20 protein-coding genes and 1 tRNA gene are annotated in these 19,138 nt (G+C 64.7%); 15 read left to right on the forward strand and 6 right to left on the reverse strand.

Going from position 1 to position 19,138, the window contains the following annotated elements:
• Positions 1-139 precede the first annotated feature (139 nt).
• The 8 genes from B0E49_RS01680 to B0E49_RS01715 all read left to right on the forward strand — a co-directional run bounded on the left by B0E49_RS01680 (position 140) and on the right by B0E49_RS01715 (position 9,443).
• Positions 140-349, forward strand: coding sequence for a formate dehydrogenase (locus tag B0E49_RS01680; protein ID WP_077560238.1), 210 nt, complete (start codon positions 140-142; stop codon positions 347-349).
• 24 nt (positions 350-373) lie between these two features.
• Positions 374-3,334: a formate dehydrogenase subunit alpha gene (locus B0E49_RS01685; protein WP_077560239.1), complete on the forward strand. Its 2,961-nt coding sequence runs from the start codon at positions 374-376 to the stop codon at positions 3,332-3,334.
• Positions 3,335-3,401: 67 nt separating this feature from the next.
• Positions 3,402-4,025, forward strand: a complete 624-nt coding sequence (fdh3B, locus tag B0E49_RS01690; protein WP_077560240.1) for a formate dehydrogenase FDH3 subunit beta — start codon at positions 3,402-3,404, stop codon at positions 4,023-4,025.
• On the forward strand, positions 4,022-4,246 hold the full coding sequence (locus tag B0E49_RS01695) for a hypothetical protein (RefSeq protein WP_077560241.1): 225 nt from the start codon (positions 4,022-4,024) through the stop codon (positions 4,244-4,246). The genes fdh3B and B0E49_RS01695 overlap by 4 nt, the downstream gene beginning before the upstream one ends.
• Positions 4,247-4,258: 12 nt before the next feature.
• The gene (locus B0E49_RS01700) at positions 4,259-5,452 is read left to right on the forward strand and encodes a formate dehydrogenase subunit gamma (protein WP_077560242.1); all 1,194 of its coding nucleotides are present in this window, start codon (positions 4,259-4,261) and stop codon (positions 5,450-5,452) included.
• Positions 5,453-5,467: 15 nt separating this feature from the next.
• Positions 5,468-5,863: a hypothetical protein gene (locus B0E49_RS01705; protein ID WP_077560243.1), complete on the forward strand. Its 396-nt coding sequence runs from the start codon at positions 5,468-5,470 to the stop codon at positions 5,861-5,863.
• A gap of 63 nt (positions 5,864-5,926) precedes the next feature.
• The gene (locus tag B0E49_RS01710) at positions 5,927-6,877 is read left to right on the forward strand and encodes a formate dehydrogenase accessory sulfurtransferase FdhD (RefSeq protein ID WP_077560244.1); all 951 of its coding nucleotides are present in this window, start codon (positions 5,927-5,929) and stop codon (positions 6,875-6,877) included.
• A 37-nt stretch (positions 6,878-6,914) separates the two neighbouring features.
• Positions 6,915-9,443 carry an ABC transporter permease gene (locus B0E49_RS01715; RefSeq protein WP_077560245.1) on the forward strand — a complete coding sequence of 843 codons (2,529 nt, stop codon included), beginning with the start codon at positions 6,915-6,917 and terminating at the stop codon, positions 9,441-9,443.
• A 1-nt stretch (position 9,444) separates the two neighbouring features.
• On the opposite strand, the gene B0E49_RS20985 is transcribed toward B0E49_RS01715, so the two are convergent.
• The 3 genes from B0E49_RS20985 to radC all read right to left on the reverse strand — a co-directional run bounded on the left by B0E49_RS20985 (position 9,445) and on the right by radC (position 11,231).
• Entirely contained in the window at positions 9,445-9,618 is a 174-nt protein-coding gene (locus B0E49_RS20985; RefSeq protein ID WP_174571050.1) for a hypothetical protein, read from the reverse strand.
• A gap of 282 nt (positions 9,619-9,900) precedes the next feature.
• Complete coding sequence (locus B0E49_RS01720) at positions 9,901-10,518, reverse strand: Smr/MutS family protein (protein WP_353647335.1); 618 nt, start codon at positions 10,516-10,518, stop codon at positions 9,901-9,903.
• Positions 10,519-10,547: 29 nt separating this feature from the next.
• Positions 10,548-11,231, reverse strand: coding sequence for a RadC family protein (gene radC, locus B0E49_RS01725; RefSeq protein ID WP_077560247.1), 684 nt, complete (start codon positions 11,229-11,231; stop codon positions 10,548-10,550).
• Positions 11,232-11,341: 110 nt separating this feature from the next.
• Between radC and B0E49_RS01730 the strand changes: the two genes are divergently transcribed.
• The 3 genes from B0E49_RS01730 to B0E49_RS01740 are packed head-to-tail and all read left to right on the forward strand — an operon-like array spanning position 11,342 to position 13,755.
• On the forward strand, positions 11,342-11,815 hold the full coding sequence (locus tag B0E49_RS01730; protein ID WP_077560248.1) for an FKBP-type peptidyl-prolyl cis-trans isomerase: 474 nt from the start codon (positions 11,342-11,344) through the stop codon (positions 11,813-11,815).
• The gene (gene ispH / locus B0E49_RS01735) at positions 11,812-12,777 is read left to right on the forward strand and encodes a 4-hydroxy-3-methylbut-2-enyl diphosphate reductase (RefSeq protein WP_077560249.1); all 966 of its coding nucleotides are present in this window, start codon (positions 11,812-11,814) and stop codon (positions 12,775-12,777) included. The genes B0E49_RS01730 and ispH overlap by 4 nt, the downstream gene beginning before the upstream one ends.
• Before the next feature lie 39 nt (positions 12,778-12,816).
• Positions 12,817-13,755: a threonine/serine dehydratase gene (locus B0E49_RS01740; protein WP_077560250.1), complete on the forward strand. Its 939-nt coding sequence runs from the start codon at positions 12,817-12,819 to the stop codon at positions 13,753-13,755.
• Between the two features lie 55 nt (positions 13,756-13,810).
• On the opposite strand, the gene B0E49_RS01745 is transcribed toward B0E49_RS01740, so the two are convergent.
• Positions 13,811-14,239: a VOC family protein gene (locus B0E49_RS01745; protein WP_286137735.1), complete on the reverse strand. Its 429-nt coding sequence runs from the start codon at positions 14,237-14,239 to the stop codon at positions 13,811-13,813.
• Positions 14,240-14,333: 94 nt separating this feature from the next.
• On the opposite strand from B0E49_RS01745, the gene serS reads away from it, so the two are divergent.
• From serS to B0E49_RS01760, 3 genes are all read left to right on the forward strand, one after another.
• Positions 14,334-15,641 carry a serine--tRNA ligase gene (serS, locus tag B0E49_RS01750; protein ID WP_077560251.1) on the forward strand — a complete coding sequence of 436 codons (1,308 nt, stop codon included), beginning with the start codon at positions 14,334-14,336 and terminating at the stop codon, positions 15,639-15,641.
• A 21-nt stretch (positions 15,642-15,662) separates the two neighbouring features.
• Positions 15,663-15,753 (forward strand) — tRNA-Ser (locus tag B0E49_RS01755).
• A 277-nt stretch (positions 15,754-16,030) separates the two neighbouring features.
• Positions 16,031-17,191: a GGDEF domain-containing protein gene (locus B0E49_RS01760; RefSeq protein ID WP_168174980.1), complete on the forward strand. Its 1,161-nt coding sequence runs from the start codon at positions 16,031-16,033 to the stop codon at positions 17,189-17,191.
• 16 nt (positions 17,192-17,207) lie between these two features.
• On the opposite strand, the gene B0E49_RS01765 is transcribed toward B0E49_RS01760, so the two are convergent.
• Positions 17,208-17,648, reverse strand: coding sequence for a CopD family copper resistance protein (locus B0E49_RS01765; RefSeq protein WP_077560253.1), 441 nt, complete (start codon positions 17,646-17,648; stop codon positions 17,208-17,210).
• 26 nt (positions 17,649-17,674) lie between these two features.
• The gene (locus B0E49_RS01770) at positions 17,675-18,079 is read right to left on the reverse strand and encodes a group III truncated hemoglobin (protein ID WP_077560254.1); all 405 of its coding nucleotides are present in this window, start codon (positions 18,077-18,079) and stop codon (positions 17,675-17,677) included.
• Positions 18,080-18,311: 232 nt separating this feature from the next.
• Between B0E49_RS01770 and B0E49_RS01775 the strand changes: the two genes are divergently transcribed.
• The gene (locus tag B0E49_RS01775; RefSeq protein WP_077560255.1) at positions 18,312-19,082 is read left to right on the forward strand and encodes a slipin family protein; all 771 of its coding nucleotides are present in this window, start codon (positions 18,312-18,314) and stop codon (positions 19,080-19,082) included.
• Positions 19,083-19,138 lie beyond the last annotated feature (56 nt).

Raw genomic sequence — 19,138 nt, forward strand, 5'->3', positions numbered from 1 at the left:
GCGCTTTCATGATGAAGTCCAGCCGCAAGCGGGTTTTCGTATGGGCGTTTCTACTAGGTTGTTAAAAACAATATGCATAGTTACATTTGTTGGTACTATGAAAGCAATTGCATAGCCACGCACCTTGAGGAGACAAAGCATGAGTCAGCCTGAGAGCAACAAGCTATCGCGTCGTATCCTGTTTGCCGGTGCGGGCACTGCCGGCGCTGTCGCTGCAGTGGCGAGTTTGATACCTGCGGCCCACAAGACCCAGGCCTTGCCGGTCCAGCCCAAGGCGGCGCCGGCCAAAGGCGGCGGCTACAGCCTGACGGACCACGTCAAGCGCTATTACAAAACCACCCTCGTTTAACGCTCGTCCGTTCTGGAGAGTTCCATGTTGCTGACCAAGAAGCAGAGCGCCGCGCCCGGCGCCGCCAGTTCCCCTTTTGTGCACAGCCTGCGCCGCGGTTTGTCGCAGGCGTTGCCCACCATGGACCGTCGCGGGTTTCTGCGCCGCTCGGGGCTTGGCGTGGGCGTGGGCATTGCCGCTACCGAGCTGGTCCTCGTGAGGAGAGCCCGCGCGGCAGAGGGCTCGGCCGGCGTGGATGCGAGCAAGATCCAGGTTAAACGTACCGTCTGCACGCACTGCTCCGTGGGCTGCGCGGTCGATGCGGTGGTAGAAAACGGCGTTTGGGTGCGTCAGAATCCGGTGTTCGATTCCCCCATCAATCTGGGTTCTCATTGTGCCAAGGGCGCCGCGCTGCGCGAGCACGGGCATGGCGAATACCGCTTGCGCTACCCCATGAAGCTGGTGAATGGCAAATACGAGCGCATCAGCTGGGACACGGCACTCAGCGAGATCAGCGCGAAGATGCTGGATTTGCGCAAGGCCAGCGGCCAGGACTCCGTCTACTGGATCGGTTCCTCCAAACACAATAACGAGCAGTCCTATCTGCTGCGCAAGTTTGTCAGCCTGTGGGGCAGCAACAACTGCGACCACCAGGCCCGCATCTGCCACTCGACCACGGTCGCCGGCGTCGCCAACACCTGGGGCTACGGGGCGATGACCAATTCGTACAACGACATGCAAAACAGCAAGTGCGCGTTGTATATCGGCTCGAATGCTGCCGAGGCGCATCCCGTGAGCATGATGCACATGCTGCACGCGAAAGAAAACGGCTGCAAGATGATCGTGGTGGATCCGCGCTTTACCCGCACGGCCGCCAAGGCGGACGAGTACGTGCGCATCCGGTCCGGCTCCGACATCCCGTTTCTGTTCGGCGTGCTGTACCACATCTTCAAGAACGGATGGGAAGACCAGAAGTACCTCAACGACCGTGTCTACGGCATGGACCAGGTGAAGGCAGACGTGCTCGCCAAGTGGACGCCCGACAAGGTGTTTGAGGCCTGTGGCGTCAAAGAAGAGCAGATGCTGCGTGTCGCGACCATGATGAGCGAGAACCGGCCCAGCACCCTGGTGTGGTGCATGGGCCAGACCCAGCACAGCATTGGCAACGCCATGGTGCGCGCCTCGTGCATCGTGCAGCTGGCTCTGGGCAACGTCGGCAAATCGGGCGGCGGCGCGAATATTTTCCGCGGCCATGACAATGTGCAGGGTGCGACCGACATCGGCCCCAATCCTGATTCCCTGCCCGGGTATTACGGCATCACGGAGGGCTCATGGAAGCACTTTGCCAAAGCCTGGGACGTGGACTACGAGTGGATCAAGGGCCGCTTTGCATCGACCGCCATGATGACCAAGCCCGGCATCACGGTATCGCGCTGGATTGACGGGGTGCTCGAGAAAAACGAGTTGATCGACCAGGACGCGAATTTGCGCGGCGTCGTGTTCTGGGGACACTCGCCCAACTCCCAGACGCGTGGCCTGGAAATGAAGCGCGCCATGGACAAGCTCGATTTGCTGGTGGTGGTGGATCCATATCCGTCGGCGACGGCGGCGATGGCGGCCATGCCGGGCCGGGCCGAGGACTTGAATCCCAATCGTGCGGTGTATTTGCTGCCGGCGGCGACCCAGTTCGAGACCAGTGGCTCGGTCACGGCTTCCAACCGCTCGCTGCAGTGGCGCGAAAAAGTGATCGAGCCGCTGTGGGAGTCCCGCAGTGACCACATGATCATGCACCAGTTCGCCGAGAAACTGGGTTTTGCCAAGGAGCTGTCGAAGAACTACAAGATGCAGAAGGTCAGGGGCATGGAGGAGCCTGTGCCGGAAGACATCCTGCGCGAAATCAACCGGTCCTGCTGGAGCATCGGTTACACCGGCCAGAGCCCCGAGCGGCTCAAGGCCCACATGCGCAACATGAATGTGTTCGACGTGAAAACGCTCAAGGCCAGGACTGGCAAGGACAAGGAAACCGGCTACGACCTGACGGGCGACTATTTTGGCCTGCCCTGGCCCTGCTTTGGCACGCCCGAACTCAAGCACCCGGGCACGCCCAACCTGTACGACACGTCCAAGCACGTGATGGATGGCGGCGGCAACTTCCGCGCCAACTTTGGGGTGGAGCGCAATGGCGTCAATCTGCTGGCCGAGGACGGCTCGCACTCCCTGGGCGCCGACATCACGACCGGTTACCCTGAATTCGACCATGTGCTGCTGAAGAAGCTGGGCTGGTGGAGCGAACTCACCGATGCGGAGAGGGCCGCGGCCGAGGGCAAGAACTGGAAGACCGACCCTTCCGGCGGCATCATCCGGGTCACCATGAAAAATCATGGCTGCTATCCGTTCGGCAACGCCAAGGCGCGGGCGCTGGTGTGGAACTTCCCGGATGCGATACCACAGCACCGCGAGCCGATCTACAGCACGCGCCCGGACCTGGTGGCCCAGTACCCCACGCATGACGACAAGAAGGCCTTCTGGCGGATGCCGACGCTGTTCAAGACCTTGCAGGACAAGAACGTGGCCGACAAGGTCGCTGAAAAGTTCCCGCTCATCATGACGTCCGGCCGGCTGGTGGAGTACGAGGGCGGCGGCGAAGAGACGCGCTCGAACCCGTGGCTGGCCGAACTGCAGCAGGAGATGTTTGCCGAGATCAACCCGAAGGTGGCCGCCGACAAGGGCGTGCGCCATGGCGAGCGCATCTGGGTCAGCACTCCGACCGGTGCCAGGTTGAACGTGCAGGCGCACGTGACCGAGAGCGTTGGCCCCGACACGGTGTTTTTGCCGTTCCACTTTTCGGGGCATTGGCAGGGGGCAGACATGCTTGCCTACTACCCCAGCGGGGCGCATCCGGTGGTGCGAGGCGAGGCGGCCAACACGGGCACCACGTATGGCTACGACAGCGTGACCATGATGCAGGAAACCAAGACGACGATCTGCAACGTCGAGAAGGCATGAAAACTTGCGGGACAGGCCAGGAATTGCGAAGCGATTCTGCTCTGTCCTCAACTGATTAGGAGACCCCATGGCACGCATGAAATTTGTTTGTGACGCCGAGCGCTGCATCGAGTGCAACGGCTGCGTGACGGCCTGCAAGAACGAGCATGAGGTTCCGTGGGGCGTGAACCGCCGCCGCGTGGTGACGCTCAATGATGGCGTCCCCGGTGAAAAATCCATCTCGGTGGCCTGCATGCACTGCAGCGACGCACCCTGTATGGCGGTGTGTCCCGTGAACTGCTTCTACCATACCGACGAAGGTCTGGTGCTGCACGACAAGGACGTATGCATCGGTTGCGGCTACTGCTCCTATGCCTGCCCGTTTGGGGCGCCGCAGTTTCCCTCGCAAGGCACCTTCGGCGTGCGCGGCAAGATGGACAAATGCACCTTCTGCGCCGGCGGGCCGGAAGCCAACGGCAGCCAGGCCGAGTTTGAGAAATACGGCCGCAACCGGCTGGCCGAGGGCAAGCTGCCGATCTGCGCCGAGATGTGCTCGACCAAGGCGCTGCTGGCCGGTGACGGCGATGTGGTGGCCGACATCTTCCGCAATCGCGTGGTCAAGCGCGGCAAGGGCGCCGAGGTCTGGGGCTGGGGCACGGCTTATGGTTCGAAACAGGCGGGCCAGCCACCTGCCGCAGGAGGCAAGTCATGATGCGCCCACTGATCCTGATCGCGACCGTGCTGGTCCTGGCGGCCTGCGGTGAAAAGCCGCAAACGCTGGGCAGCGGGGTCAAACTGGATGCACCGGCCTACACCGGGCCTGCCAGTCCGTTCACCGCAGCGGGCTGGACGCCAGGTGACAAGACCAGTTGGGAGCAGGCGCTCAAGGTGCGCACACAAAATGGCCAGAACGAGTACAACAAGGTCAACTGATCAGGAGTCCCTATGCTTCGGTCACTCATTGCTACTATTTTTATAGCGATTGGCGCGTGGGGCACGGTGTCGGCGCAGGAGCCGCCCAAGGCCGGGGCCGCGGCGCCGATTACTCCGCCCGCCGGGGCTGCGCCAGCGGCGGCGGCCGCATTGGGGGGCGTGCAGAGCGCCAACATCTTCGAGGTCAAGCCTGATGCGAGCGCCGATCCCGACTACGCAAAGCAGACCAATGCCGAGCGCGCCAGAGTCCAGCCGGGCAACAACGCGCCCATGTGGCGACAGGTGGCCGCGGGCGCCACGGGCACCAGCAGCCTGCCCAGGAGCGAGGCGCCCGAAGCGGGCAACCTGATCCAGCCGTTTGTGCAGTATCCCGGTTCGCGCCTGACCAATGCCGGCGAGGCCTGGCGCCAGGTTCGCAACAACTGGATCATTCCTTACGGCGGCGCACTGGTGCTGATCGTGGCGGGCGCCATCGCGCTGTTTTATTGGCGCCGTGGCGCCATGCGGCTGCACGGTGCCGAGACCGGCCACAAGATCGAGCGCTTCACCGCCTTCGAGCGGTCAGCGCATTGGGCGAATGCCATCGCGTTCAGCATCCTGGCGATTTCGGGTCTCGTCATGGCGTTCGGCAAGTTTTTCATGCAGCCGGTGATTGGCACGACGCTGTTCGGCTGGCTGGCGTACGCCTTGAAGACGCTGCACAACTTCGCCGGGCCGGTTTTTGCCGTGTCGCTGGTGGTCGTGTTCTGCACCTTCCTGCGTGACAACTGGCCGCGCAAGGAAGACATGACGTGGTTGCGCAAGGGCGGCGGCCTGCTGTCGGGCAACGAGCCCGCGTCGCACCGCTTCAATGCGGGTGAAAAAATCGTTTTCTGGGGCGGCGTTTTCTTCCTCGGCCTGGTCGTGGTGTCGTCCGGCTTCGTGCTGGACAGGGTGCTGCCCGGTCTGGTTTATGTGCGTGGCACCATGCAGATCGCCCACATGGTGCATGCGGTCGCGACCGTGCTGATGATCGTCATGTTCATGGGCCATATCTACATGGGCACCGTCGGCATGCAGGGCGCCTACAAAGCCATGAAGACGGGTTACGTGGACGAGACCTGGGCCAGGGAGCACCACGAGCTCTGGTACGACGACGTGAAGGCCGGCAAGATTGCGGCGCAGCGCGATGCGCCTGCACCGTCCGGCCAGGCCGTGCAGGTGTAATCGAGGCAACACATCATGAAGCAACTTTTGATCGCCAGCCTGGTTTTCGTTGCGTGTAGCGCGGCGCTTGCCAAATTGCCGACACCCGTCTTGAGCGACGAAGCCAAGGCGAAAGCGTTGGAGGCCGCCGCCAAGACGGCCTGGAGCAGCAAGGTGGATGGCTACCTGCTTTGCAAGTCCCAGGACAAGGTGGCGGCAGACTATTTCGCAGCAGCCAAGGCTGCTGGCAAGCAGGTCGGCCCGGCGGTGGCCACGCCGGCTTGCACCGACCCTGGCCCATTTGCGTACACGCCGCCAGAAGCGACCAAACCGCTCGAGGCCGCGGGCGCCCATTCGCCGCCGGCCACCGCGGCCAGTCCGTCCAGCGGCAAGCAGCCCGACGCAACTGGCAATCCTGCCAAAAAGCCCTGAGAGGTCATTCCCACCAAAAGGCCGGCCCGTGAGGTGCCGGTTTTTTTGTTGTAGTCTTGTGTCATGCCCCAGCCCATCCTGATGCCCTATCTGACCCAGGCGCGCGCGCCGCTGACGCGTGAGATCGAGGTCGTCAACGAGCACGGCGAACGTGACACCATCTCGATTCCCGCCGAACGCGCGCTCACGGTGTATGTGGACAACCGCGAGCTTGTCACACTCATGACGCTGGGGGCGCACCCTGAACTGCTGGTGCTCGGGTTTCTGCGCAACCAGCGGCTGGTCAGGAGCGTTGAAGAGGTCCATTCCATCACGGTGGACTGGGACGTCGGCGCGGCGGCAGTCAAGACCCGCTCCGGCATCGAACGCCTCGAAGAGCGCACGGCCAAACGCGTGGTCACCACCGGTTGCGGGCAGGGCAGTGTGTTTGGCGGCTTGATGGATGAAATCGACACGATCCGGCTGCCGCCCGCGGTGCTGACGCAGGCACAGCTCTACGGCATCGTCAACGCCATCCGAGTCCAGGAAAGCACCTACAAGTCGGCCGGTTCGGTGCACGGCTGTGCGCTGTTCGGGGTGAAAGACGGCGAGCCGGAGATGCTGATTTTTGTCGAGGATGTGGGCCGCCACAACGCCATCGATACGATCGCCGGCTGGATGTGGCTGCAGGAAAACGATGTCCCCACGCTGGCTGCCGCGCGTGCTGCGCTGCCCCCCGGGGAGGCTCATTTTTCTGGGGGCGACCCGCCGGAAAATTGCGGCCCCGCCTTTGACTTGGTGTTCTACACCACGGGCCGTCTCACCAGCGAGATGGTCATCAAATCCGCGCAGATGGGCGTGTCCATCGTGGTCTCGCGCAGCGGCATCACCCAGATGGGCCACGAGGTGGCGCAGCGGCTGGCGCTGTGCACCATTGGCCGCGCTACCAACAAACATTTCATCTGCTACAGCGCGCCCGAACGCCTGCAGCTGCAGCCCGAACTGGCCGGTTTGAACCTGCGCGCCATGGCGTGAAAATAGCGTGATTGGGCCCGGTGGGCAATTCCCTTTTATGAATTCCTCTTTTCTTCGCCTGGGCTGGCGCACGCTGTGGCGCGATGTGCGTGCCGGCGAGTTGCGCCTGCTGATCGTGGCCGTCACGCTGGCGGTGGGCGCCCTGACGGCGGTGGGCTTCTTTGCCGACCGGCTGCAGGGCGGGCTGCAGCGCGATGCGCGCCAGCTGCTGGGCGGCGACGCGGTGATTTCCAGCGACAACCCGACGCCCCAACGCTTCATCGACCAGGCGCGCGCGCTCGGGCTGCAGACCGCGAGCACGCTGGGCTTTCCGACCATGGGCCGCGCCGCCGATGCACAGGGCAGCGCCAGCAAGCTGGTGGCGCTCAAGGCCGTGGGCGCCGGCTATCCCCTGCGCGGCAGCCTCAGCGTGGCGACGCAGCCCGATGCGCCCGGGCACAACACCCGCGACATTCCCGCACCCGGCGAAGTCTGGGTTGACGCGTCGCTGCTCGATGCCCTGAGCCTCAAGATGGGCGATGCGCTGCTGCTGGGCGACGCGACGCTGCACATCAGCCGCATCATCGTGATCGAGCCGGATCGCGGCGCCGGGTTCATGAGCTTTGCGCCGCGCGTCATGCTGAACCAGGCGGATCTGGCGGCCACGCGGCTGATCCAGCCCGCCAGCCGCGTGAACTACCGCTTCGCCGTGGCGGGATCCGACCGGCAGGTCAAGGCGTTTGTGCAGTGGGCCACGCTGCAGGTCAAAAACCCCGATGACGCGACGATGCGCGGCGTGCGCGTGGAGTCGCTGGAAAGCGGACGCCCTGCGATGCAGCAGACACTGGATCGTGCGCAGAAATTCCTGAATCTGGTGGCCCTGCTGGCGGCCTTGCTGAGCGCCGTGGCGGTCGCGCTGACGGCGCGCGGCTTTGCGGCCAGCCATCTGGACGATTGCGCCATGCTGCGCGTGCTCGGCCAGAGCCAGCGCACCATTGCCTGGAGCTACACCTTCGAATTTGCACTGGTGGGCCTGTTTGCCAGTGCCGCCGGCGTTGTGCTCGGTTATGCCGTGCATTACGGGTTCGTGCTGCTACTGGCGGGGCTCATCGAGGTGGCGCTGCCGGCGGCCAGTCTGTGGCCCGTGGGCTTGGGCCTGGGCATGGGCTTGACCTTGATGCTGGCCTTTGGCTTGCCGCCGGTGCTGCAGCTGGCGCAGGTGCCGCCGCTGCGCGTGATTCGCCGCGATGTCGGCAACCTCAAGCCCGCCTCGCTGGCCGTGCTGGCGCTGGGGGTGATCGGCTTTGCGGCGCTGCTGCTGGCTGCCAGCAGCGACCTGACGCTGGGCCTGATTGCGGTGGGCGGCTTCGCAGCCGCCGTGCTGGTGTTTGCGGCCTTGAGCTGGCTCGCCGTCAAGCTGCTGCGCCGGGGTGTGAACGAGGCCACCGCGCCGCGCTGGCTGGTGCTGGCCACGCGCCAGATCTCGGCACGCCCGGCCTATGCGGTGGTGCAGGTCAGCGCGTTGGCGGTCGGCCTGCTGGCGCTGGTGCTGCTGGTGCTGCTGCGCACCGACCTTATCAACGGCTGGCGCCAGGCCACGCCGCCCGATGCGCCGAACCGTTTCGTCATCAACGTCATGCCCGAACAAAGCGCATCGTTCCAGCAGGCGCTGCACGCGGCAGGGGTACAAAAGTTTGACTGGTACCCGATGATTCGCGGACGGCTGGTGGCCATCAACGGCAAAAGCGTCACGCCCGGCGACTATGCCGACGACCGCGCCAGGCGCCTGGTGGACCGCGAATTCAACCTGTCCCACAGCGCGGTGCAGCCACCCTACAACCAGATTGTGGCCGGACGCTGGACGCCCGAACAAAAGGGCGCCATCAGCGTGGAGGAGGGTATCGCCAAAACCCTGAACCTGGCGCTGGGCGATGTGCTGCGCTTCGATGTTGGCGGCGTGCAGATCGACGCCAGGATCAGTTCGCTGCGCAAGGTGGACTGGGGCTCAATGCGGGCCAACTTCTTTGCCATGTACCCGGTCAGCACGATGCCGGATGTGCCCACGACCTACATGGGCGCGTTCAAGGCGCCCGACACACGCGGCTTTGACAACAACCTGGTGCGTGCCTTCCCGAACATCACCAGCGTCGATATGACCAGCACCATCGCGCAGGTGCAGCGCGTGCTGGACCAGGTGATCCGTGCGGTGGAATTTTTGTTCGGCTTCACGCTCGCTGCGGGCCTGGTCGTGCTGTTTGCTGCCATCAGCGCGACGCGCGAGGAGCGCGCCCGGGAATTCGCCATCATGCGTGCGGTCGGCGCGCAGGCCAGCCTGCTGCGCCAGGTGCAGCGCGCCGAGCTTGTGGGCGTCGGTTTGCTCGCCGGATTTCTGGCCAGCGTGGTGGCCATGGGAGTCGGCTGGGCACTGGCCCGGTATGTGTTTGGGTTTGAATGGGCGCCTTCGCTCTGGGTGCCTGTCATCGGTGCTATTGCGGGCGCTGTGCTCGCACTGGGCGCGGGCTGGTGGGGTCTGCGCGAGGTGCTGCGCCGGCCCGTGATGGAGACCCTGCGCCGCGCCGCACAGTGAGCTACCACGCGAGTTCCATCAGGAGCCGCCCGCCGCAGACCTCACCGGTGCCCGCCGCCGCCGCCGTGTCCACCACCACCACCATGGCCACCGCCACCATGGCCGCCACCACCGTGACCACCGCCGCGGCCTCCCCCGCGGCCACCTCTGAAGCCACCACCGCCGTAATAGCCAAAGCCGAAGAAAGGCCCGCCTCCGATATACAGCGGGTCGTAGTAGTACGGGTAATACGAGGGGTAGGAATATGGGTAGTAGTACGGCGCCGTGTAAACGGGTTGGCCATTGGCGTCGGTGCCATAGGCATACGGGCCGGCTGGCGGCCCATAGACCGCGCATCCGCCCAGGGCGGACACGAGGGTCAGCGAAAAGGTCAGGCGCTTCGCCGCGCCTTTCAGTGTTGGGTTCATAGTCATTAGAGAGAGGGTACGTCTGCGCAGTTCAGTGAAATGGGCGCCTGTTACACCTTGGCCGCCGATGAAGGCTTCAGTAACACCACCAGCGCGCCGGCGCCGTCCTGTGCGGGCCTGGCCTGCACGAACGCCAGCACTTCGTTTTTCTGCACCAGCCAGCTGTGCACCCGGGACTTGAGCACCGGCGTCTTGCCCGGCGAGCCCAGTCCCTTGCCGTGCACCACGCGCACGCAGCGCAGGCCCTGCTGGCAGGCTTCGCGGATGAAGGCCGCGAGCGCCTCGCGCGCGGCGTCGGTGCGCAGGCCGTGCAGGTCGATGTCGCGCTGGATGCGCCACTCGCCCTTGCGCAGCTTGCGCGTCACCTCCAGGCCGATGCCGGGGCGGCGAAAGCTCAGGTGCTCGTCGGTATCGAGCAGGGTGCTGGCGTCGAATTCGTCGCTCAGCGCCTCGCGCAACGCCGCCTGCTCGTCGCGCTGGCGGTGCAGGGCGACAGGCGGGGGTTGCTCCGGATTCAATAGCACTCTGCACCCGTCGGATATGGGCGTGACGCTTCCAACGGCCCGAACAAACAGTTCCTTCTCGAGTTTGGCACGGTGCTCGGCCGCAACCCGGGCGGCTTCCTGCGCCAGCGCCAAAGCGTGCCTGTCGGCGATCTTTTTTTGCACGCCCCCCAGGTCCTGCAACGAGCGCAGCTTCACAGCAAACCCCGCTCGGCCATGGACAGCGCCTGCCCCGTGCCCACGATCACATGGTCCAGCACGCGCACGTCGACCAGGGCGAGCGCGGCCTTGAGCGTCTGCGTCAGCGCCTCGTCGGCGCGTGAAGGCTCGACGGTGCCGCTGGGGTGGTTGTGCGCCAGCACCACGGCGGCCGCCTGGTGGTGCAGCGCGCGCAGCACGACCTCGCGCGGGTACACGCTGGTTTGTGTGAGGCTGCCGCGAAACAGCTCTTCCAGCGCCAGCAGCCGGTTTTGCGCGTCCAGAAACAGCACCGCGAAGACTTCGTGCGGCCGCGCCGCCAGGTGCAATTGCAGGTAGTGCTTGACGGCGTCGGGTGAAGCAAAACCTTCGCGCTCCCGGAGCTGCTGCGCCAGCGCGCGCCGCGCCAGCTCCAGCACGGCGACCAGTTCGGCCCGCTTGGCCGGGCCCAAGCCCTTGATGCGTTTTAGGTCATCAGCGCTGGTATGCAGCAGCCCGGCAATGCCGTCGAAGCCCGTCTTGACCTCCAGCAGTTCCTGCGCCAGTTGCAGCACCCCCTTGCCGGGGATGCCGGTGCGCAGCAGCAGCGCCAGCAGTTCGGCGTCGCTCAGGGCGCCGGGGCCGCGCGCCAGCAGTTTCTCGCGCGGGCGGGCGTCCGGAGGAAGGTCTTTGAGGGCCATGGCAGATTTAGATGAGCCGGTCGCCCCGAGCCCGCCGAAGGGACTTCGACGGGTTCAGCTTGCGCGGCGGTGGAGGTTTCTACAATAGAGGCCAGTTTATCGAGATATCCATGACTCAAGCGACGCAAGCTCCAGCCCAGGTTCAGCCGGGCTCTTTCCTGACCCTGCATTACCGCCTGGCCGGCCCGGCGGGCGACATCATCAACACCTTCCACGACAAGCCGGCCACGCTCTCGCTGGGCACCGGCGAGCTCTCACCCGCCATGGAACAGCGCCTGCTCGGGCTGCACGAGGGCGTGCGCACGGCCTTTGACATTCCCGCCGGCGAGGCCTTTGGCGAGCGCAATCCCGCCATGGTGCAGTGGGTGGCGCGCAAGCTGCTGCTGGAAATGGGCGACCCCGACGCGCAGTACCAGGTCGGCGACGTGGTGGAATTCCCCGCGCCGGACGGCAGGGGCCACTACGCCGGTGCGGTGCAGCAAGTGCGCAACGACGAGAACGGCGACTCGGTGCTGTTCGACTTCAACCACCCGCTGGCGGGCCAGCCGGTGACGTTTGAAGTGCAGCTGATTGGCGTGCTATGAAACCGACGGCCCAGGAAATCGTGCTGGCCGAGCCGCGCGGCTTTTGCGCCGGCGTGGACCGCGCCATCGAGATCGTGGAGCGCGCGCTGGAAAAGTTCGGCCGCCCGATCTATGTGCGCCACGAGATCGTGCACAACACCTATGTGGTGAACGACCTCAAATCCCGCGGTGCTATCTTTATTGAAGCGCTGGACGAAGTCCCCGCGGGGGCTACGCTGGTTTTTTCTGCACATGGCGTGAGCCGCGCGATCCAGGATGAAGCCAAGGCGCGCGGCTTCCAGATTTTTGATGCGACCTGCCCGCTGGTGACCAAGGTGCATGTCGAAGTGGCCAAGCTGGCCCGCGAGGGCTTCGAGTTCATCATGATCGGCCACAAGGGCCACCCCGAGGTCGAGGGCACCATGGGCCAGCTCGATGGCGGCATCCACCTGGTGGAAGATGTGGCTGACGTCGCGGGCGTGCGGCCGGCGCAAACCGACAAGCTCGCGGTGGTCACGCAAACCACGCTGAGCGTGGACGATGCGGCGCAAATCATGGCGGCGGTGAAGGCGCGTTTTCCGAACGTGCGCCAGCCCAAACAGCAGGACATCTGCTACGCCACGCAGAACCGGCAGGACGCGGTCAAGATCATGAGCCCGCAGGTCGATGTGGTGATCGTGGTCGGCAGTCCCACCAGCTCCAACAGCAACCGCCTGCGCGAAGTGGCACACAAGCTGGGCACGCCGAGCTACATGGTGGACAACGCCGACGAGCTCAAGCCGGAATGGCTGGCGGGCAGGGCGCGTGTCGGCTTGACGGCCGGCGCCTCGGCGCCCGAAATTCTGGTGCAGCAAGTCATCGAACGCATCAAGGCGCTCGGGGGCGCGTCGGTGCGCCGCATGGAAGGCATCCAGGAGACGGTCAAGTTTCCGCTGCCCAAGGGCATGAGGCTGGATGAGAAGACGCCCGGGCGTGCGCCGTGATGGCCACGCGGACCACACAGGGACACCGCGAAAGCTGCCATGGACAGCTCTGAAATTGATAGCGTATGGCGAAGGCTGAACAAGGGCTACAGCCACTTTTTACGTCAAACTCCGATCGTCAAACTGCCCGGCGCGGCCTTGGGCGTCGCCGGCGCCGAGGTCTGGCTCAAGCTCGAGCACCTGCAGGTAGGCGGCAGCTTCAAGGCGCGCGGCATGCTGAACCGGCTGCTGGCGAATCCGATTCCAGACAGTGGCGTGATCGTGGCGTCCGGCGGCAATGCCGGCATTGCCACCGCGGCGGCGGCCCGCGCGCTGGGTGTTCCCTGCGAGGTGTTTGTGCCCGCCGTCTGCCCCGAGGCCAAACGCGCCCGGCTGCGCGCACTGGGCGCGCAGGTGGTGGTGGCGGGTGCGGTGTACAGCGAGGCACTGGAGGCCTGCCTGGCCCGCCAGCAAGCGACCGGCGCCCTGCTGACCCATGCCTACGACCAGCCGGAGGTGGTGGCGGGCGCAGGCACGCTGGCCTGTGAGATCGAACAGCAGGCGGGTCTGCCCGACGCGGTGCTGGTGAGCGTGGGCGGCGGCGGGCTGATCGCCGGCGTCGCGGCCTGGTTCGGGCAGCGCGCCCGCGTGGTGGCGCTCGAGCCCGAACTGGCGCCCACGCTATTCCAGGCCCGCGCCGCCGGCCAGCCAGTGGATGTGGCGGTGAGCGGCATCGCCGCCGATTCGCTCGGTGCCCGGCGCATTGGCGCCATTGCATGGGACGTGACGCAGCGCCAAGTCAAAGACGCCCTGTTGCTGCCCGATGAGGCGATTCGCACCGCGCAGCAATGGCTCTGGAGCGAGTTGCGGCTGGCCGTGGAGCCTGCCGCGGCACTCGGTGTGGCGGCGCTGCAAACCGGCGCCTATGTGCCGTGCGAAGGCGAGAAGGTCTGCCTGATCCTGTGCGGCGCCAACATGGATCCGGCCAGCCTGGGCTAACGGCCCCCCACGCTTGCCGCTGCATGTACTGCGCTGCGGCCGGCTCGGGCACTCGTCAGGGCGTGGCGGCGGTACCCATTTCGCAGTTGACCATCCAGCCGACGCCGAACTTGTCGACCAGCATGCCGAAGTGCGCGCCCCAGAAGGTGGTCGCAAACGGCATGGTGATCATGCCGCCGGTGGCCAGGGCCTTGAACACGTGTTCGCCGCGCACTGGATCCCCGGGCAGATTCACCGCCATGTAATACCCCGCATGGCCGCCGAACGGCTGCCCCGGCGTGCGGTCGCTGGCCATGAACCGGTGCCCATCCGCCTCGAACTTGGCGTGCATCACCTTGTCCAGCCACGCGGCAGGCAACTGATCTTCCATCGGCGAGCCCCGGAAACGGCGCAGTTCGGCCACCTGGCCGCCCAGGCAGTGCTGGTAGAAGGTCAGCGCTGCTTCGCAGTTGCCGTCAAAGAAAAGATAGGGTTCGATCCGCATGTGTTGTCCGGGATGGCGCGTTCTGTGCACCGATGCTAGTTCCGGATTCTGTCAGTGAAAAAGGCGGTTTACCCGCTCCCACTAAAATTACCCCATGCTAGATATCACTTTGTTACGAAAAGACCTCAACTCGGTCGTCGGTCGGCTCGAGACGCGAAAAAAGCCGCAGACCTTCCTGGATGTCACTGCCTTCAAGACGCTGGAGGCCGAACGCAAGACCCTGCAAACCCGCACCGAGGAGCTGCAGGCCCAGCGCAACAGTTTGAGCAAGCAGATCGGCCAGCTCAAGGCGAAAGGCGAAAGCACGGATGCCGTGATGGCGCAGGTGGCGGCCCTCAAGGCCGAGCTCGACGCCTCGGCCACGCGGCTCGACACGCTCCAGGCCGAGTTGCAGGCACTGCTGCTCGCCGTGCCCAATTTGCCGCACGAAAGCGTGCCGGTAGGGGCGGACGAGACCGGCAATGTGGAGGTGCGCCGCTGGGGCACGCCGCGCGCCATGGACTTCGCAGTCCGGGACCATGTGGACGTGGGTCAGCCGTTCGGGCTGGACTTTGCCATGGGCACCAAGCTGACCGGCGCGCGCTTCACCTTCATGAAGGGTCCGATCGCGCGGCTGCACCGGGCGCTCGCCGCCTTCATGCTCGACGTGCAAACGCAGGAGCACGGCTACACCGAGTGCTACGTGCCGTACATCGTGAATGCCGACAGCCTGCGCGGCACCGGCCAGTTGCCCAAGTTCGAAGAGGATTTGTTTGCCGCCAAAAAAGGCGGGCAGGAGGGCGATACGACGGACAGCACCGCGCTCTACCTCATCCCGACCAGCGAAGTGCCGCTGACCAATGTGGTGCGCGATGAAGTCGTGGCCGAGGCCGATCTGCCGATCAAGCTCACGGCCCACACCCCGTGCTTTCGCTCCGAGGCCGGCAGCGCCGGGCGCGACACGCGCGGCATGATCCGCCAGCACCAGTTCGACAAGGTCGAGATGGTGCAGATCGTGCACCCCGAGAAAAGCTACGAGGCGCTGGAAGCCATGACCGGCCACGCCGAGGCCATCCTGCAGAAACTCGGCCTGCCGTACCGCGTGGTGGCGCTGTGCACGGGCGACATGGGTTTTGGCGCGGCCAAGACCTACGACCTCGAGGTCTGGCTGCCGGCGCAGAACACCTACCGCGAGATCAGCTCGGTCTCCAACTGCGAGGCCTTCCAGGCGCGCCGCCTGCAGGCGCGCTTCAAGAACGCGCAGGGCAAGAACGAACTGGTGCACACCCTCAACGGTTCCGGCCTGGCCGTGGGCCGCACGCTGGTCGCTGTTCTGGAGAACTACCAGAATGCCGACGGATCGGTCACCGTGCCCGAAGCGCTGCGTTCCTACCTGGGTGGGCTGGAGCTTCTGCGGTCCTGATAAACTACAGGGCTCGACACAGGAGAGATGGCAGAGTGGTCGAATGCGCCGGACTCGAAATCCGGTATAGCCTTATGGGTTATCCAGGGTTCGAATCCCTGTCTCTCCGCCACAGACAACAGGCTTTTGCTATTGAAAAAATAGCGATGGCCGTTTTCTTTGATGACGCCCGCCGGCACACCGGGCCAACACGGAATGTGGCAAAAGCGCCACGGCCCGCGGGATCTGCAATAGCCCATTAGATTTAATAAGCCACGGCATGTGGGTTGTAGTGCCCGTCGCAGGTGAACTTTCATGGTTTGACGCGACATGTCTTGGTAGAGTTGGCTGAATCAGGCAGGACGGCCGGTCAAAGTAACCGGCAACAAGGGCGTTTACACGGAGTTCGCTTGAAAACAGGGTTTACGGACGAGGCCGGTGGAGATCTCACACAGCCCCCGGTCTTGACCAGCAGGAAGATTCGCTCGCTGCAGGGCAATGTGCCACGCCATATCGGCTGGATCGAGCCATGGATAGGCGGCTCGGTCGCGTGCGCCACCGCCCTGACGGCCCTGATCGGGCATGGACAGGCACCGATGTTGTGGCTGTTTGCGGCCCTCGCGGCCCTGCACGCCGGGTGGAGCTGGCGCAGGCCGGCGCGCCGGCAGACCGAGCTGCTGCTGCGCGCCGCCCTTTTGATGGCGCTGGGTTTCCTGACACTGATCCAGATCGAGACCCATCAAGAGCGCGCGGCCAATGTCAACTGGGTCGTCGTGCCGCTGATCCTCTATGCGATCCTGCTCAAGCCCCGCCTCGTCTGGGGCCTGCTGGGGTTCTGCCTCGGCCTTTACCTGCTGATCATTTACTGGTTCCATCCCGTGGCCACGCCCGAGTTCCTGTTTCTGCGCGCAGGATTCGTCTTCATCTTTTCGGCCGCCGCCACCCACATGGGCGAAGTGATGCGCAGAACCGACGAATTGCTGGAGGAGCGCCGGGTGGACACCAGCAGTGGCCTGCTCAACGAGTACGGTTTCATGGACCATGGCGCCGAACTTTGGCGTCATTGCCGCCAGAAGCGCGTTCCTGCCACGCTGGTATTCCTGGATGTTCCCGACCTGCTGAAGATCAGGGAGGTCTATCACGCTGGAGCCACCGGCATGGTGGAGGCCATTGTCCTGCAAGCGGTCGACGCACTGGATGTCGGCAAGCATGTGCTGGCGCGCCTGAGCATGTGGCGCTTTGCCCTCTTGATGCCCGGCACCACGCATGAGCAGGCACTGAAGCTGGTGGGGGAGAGGCTGGGCCACCCGCCCTTGATCAAGATCGATGAAGGCCCACTGGATGTGACCTTCCTGGTGGATGTGCGTGCAGTGGAAAACCGGCGCCAGGACATGGCGTTTGCAGACTTTTACAAGACCGAACTGGCCGTGCTCGATGCGCAGGTAGAGCGTGCGCGTGCGGTTGGATCCAACCCCGTGGCGTCGGAAAAATTCATCCCTGACCGGTCTGCCGGCAAGACGTCCGGGCAGGGCGCCGTGCCGCTGCCGGTGACGATTCCCATGGATTTTTGAGCCCCGCGGGACTTGCTCACCAGTGGAGGTAGAACATGCCCTTGGCCAGCAGCACGATGGCGATCATGTGGAAAAAAACGCTCAGGTGAATGAAGCGCGAGCGCCTGGCATGCATCGTGCCGCGCTTGATCGAAACCATGGCCGTGATGAAGTGCCCCAGCACGCTGAGTGCGAGCACGATTTTCAAAGTCAGCAACAGGCTGAAACTGCTGTCCAGCGGATGCGCCAGCGCCGCCCGGTGCTGCCAGGCCATGCTGATGCCGGCGCCGTAAAGCACCAGCAGCACCCAGGGCATGAGGCGGCGCGCGCGGTTGCCGATGGCGCGCTCCACCTGGCGCATCACGTCCAGGGGCAGATGCTTGCGCACGCCCTCCAGGATCAGCACTTCGAAGAAAACCGTGCCCACGAAGATCAACGCCGCGAACAGATGCAGGGTCAGGAAAATGGGGTAGCTCATGGTGTCGTCTTTTGTGACAGCGCGGCTCAGCCCTGGGCCAGCCGCCCCGGCATCTGGTCGGGGTCGTGGCTCAGCTGGTAGCCGTACCAGAAGCTCTGGGCGATGCGCCGGGCCATCGCGTCGGCGCGCTCGCGCATGGCTTCGTTGCCCAGCGCCTGGGTGGTGTCGTGGAACAGCGCCAGCCAGCGCTGGAACAGGCCCGCGTTCAAGCCAGGCAGGGCAATGTGGGCGGGCATGGGCGCGCCCGAGAAGCGCATGGTGCCGCGCAAAATCGCGGACCAGAAGTCCACCAGCTTGGCCAGGTGCTGATCCCAGTCGGCAACGTGGCGATTGAAGATCGGGCCCAACAGATCGTCCTGGCGCACCTTGGCGTAGAACCCGTGGACCAGGCGAGTGACTTCTTCTTCGGTGCAGAGATCAGCCGTGACCATGGAATCCTTTCATGCGTGTGGCGCCTAGGTTCAAGCGGCAGACAATTATAAGATATATTAAAAATAAAGATTATGAGTTATCACCCCGGCGGCAAGGTCGGGCATCCGGGGTTTTTCAATCCCATGCCCGCCCAGGCGCCATCGCCGGGCGGGCGGCGCCAATACGTCAATCCAACTATGCTGCAGTCGCAAGGGCGGATCGGCGGGATCCACCATCGAAAGGAGGCACAAAATGATCTCGGCTTTTCCCTGGTTCTGGGTGATCATCCTTCTGCTGGTGCTGGCCTTTTTGTCGTCCTCGTTCCGGATTTTTCGCGAGTACGAGCGCGGTGTCATCTTCAACCTGGGGCGCTTCTGGAAGGTCAAGGGCCCCGGGCTGGTTCTCATCATCCCGGGGATCCAGCAGGTGGTGCGGGTGGACTTGCGCACGGTGGTGCTGGAAGTGCCGTCCCAGGACGTGATTTCGCGCGACAACGTCTCGGTCAAAGTCAACGCCGTGGTCTATCTGCGCGTGACCGACGCGCAGAAGGCCGTGATCGAGGTGGTCGATTACCTCGACGCCACCAGCCAGCTGGCGCAGACCATGCTGCGCTCGGTGCTGGGCAAGCACCAGCTCGACGAGATGCTGGCCGAGCGCGAGACGCTGAACCTGGACATCCAGCAGGCGCTCGATGCGCAAACGGGCTCCTGGGGCATCAAGGTCTCGAATGTCGAGATCAAGCAGGTCGACCTGACCGAGTCCATGATCCGGGCCATTGCGCGGCAGGCCGAGGCCGAGCGCGAGCGGCGTGCCAAGGTCATTCATGCCGAGGGCGAGCTGCAGGCGTCCGAAAAACTGTTCCAGGCCGCGAAGGTGCTGGCGCAGGAGCCGCAGGCCATCTTGCTGCGCTACCTGGAGACGCTGACCGTGATCGGCGCGGACAAGAACACGACGGTCGTGTTCCCGTTGCCCATGGACCTGGTCGCGCCGCTGCTCAAGAAAATCGCGCCATCGGGGGACTGACGTGCCGCCCCATCTGGCTGCTGGTGCGGCGGGCTTGCGCCGCTGGGGGCGCGATA

Source organism: Polaromonas sp. C04 (assembly GCF_002002705.1).
Classification (GTDB): Bacteria; Pseudomonadota; Gammaproteobacteria; order Burkholderiales; family Burkholderiaceae_C; genus Rhodoferax_A.

Excerpts from the sequence above, each read along its gene's own strand:
- B0E49_RS01680 (WP_077560238.1), top strand. The coding sequence starts at position 140 with ATGAGTCAGCCTGAGAGCAACAAGCTATCGCGTCGTATCCTGTTTGCC.
- B0E49_RS01685 (WP_077560239.1), top strand. The coding sequence starts at position 374 with ATGTTGCTGACCAAGAAGCAGAGCGCCGCGCCCGGCGCCGCCAGTTCC.
- fdh3B (WP_077560240.1), top strand. The coding sequence starts at position 3,402 with ATGGCACGCATGAAATTTGTTTGTGACGCCGAGCGCTGCATCGAGTGC.
- B0E49_RS01695 (WP_077560241.1), top strand. The coding sequence starts at position 4,022 with ATGATGCGCCCACTGATCCTGATCGCGACCGTGCTGGTCCTGGCGGCC.
- B0E49_RS01700 (WP_077560242.1), top strand. The coding sequence starts at position 4,259 with ATGCTTCGGTCACTCATTGCTACTATTTTTATAGCGATTGGCGCGTGG.
- B0E49_RS01705 (WP_077560243.1), top strand. The coding sequence starts at position 5,468 with ATGAAGCAACTTTTGATCGCCAGCCTGGTTTTCGTTGCGTGTAGCGCG.
- B0E49_RS01710 (WP_077560244.1), top strand. The coding sequence starts at position 5,927 with ATGCCCCAGCCCATCCTGATGCCCTATCTGACCCAGGCGCGCGCGCCG.
- B0E49_RS01715 (WP_077560245.1), top strand. The coding sequence starts at position 6,915 with ATGAATTCCTCTTTTCTTCGCCTGGGCTGGCGCACGCTGTGGCGCGAT.
- radC (WP_077560247.1), bottom strand. The coding sequence starts at position 11,231 with ATGGCCCTCAAAGACCTTCCTCCGGACGCCCGCCCGCGCGAGAAACTG.
- B0E49_RS01730 (WP_077560248.1), top strand. The coding sequence starts at position 11,342 with ATGACTCAAGCGACGCAAGCTCCAGCCCAGGTTCAGCCGGGCTCTTTC.
- ispH (WP_077560249.1), top strand. The coding sequence starts at position 11,812 with ATGAAACCGACGGCCCAGGAAATCGTGCTGGCCGAGCCGCGCGGCTTT.
- B0E49_RS01740 (WP_077560250.1), top strand. The coding sequence starts at position 12,817 with ATGGACAGCTCTGAAATTGATAGCGTATGGCGAAGGCTGAACAAGGGC.
- B0E49_RS01745 (WP_286137735.1), bottom strand. The coding sequence starts at position 14,239 with ATGCGGATCGAACCCTATCTTTTCTTTGACGGCAACTGCGAAGCAGCG.
- serS (WP_077560251.1), top strand. The coding sequence starts at position 14,334 with ATGCTAGATATCACTTTGTTACGAAAAGACCTCAACTCGGTCGTCGGT.
- B0E49_RS01765 (WP_077560253.1), bottom strand. The coding sequence starts at position 17,648 with ATGAGCTACCCCATTTTCCTGACCCTGCATCTGTTCGCGGCGTTGATC.
- B0E49_RS01770 (WP_077560254.1), bottom strand. The coding sequence starts at position 18,079 with ATGGTCACGGCTGATCTCTGCACCGAAGAAGAAGTCACTCGCCTGGTC.
- B0E49_RS01775 (WP_077560255.1), top strand. The coding sequence starts at position 18,312 with ATGATCTCGGCTTTTCCCTGGTTCTGGGTGATCATCCTTCTGCTGGTG.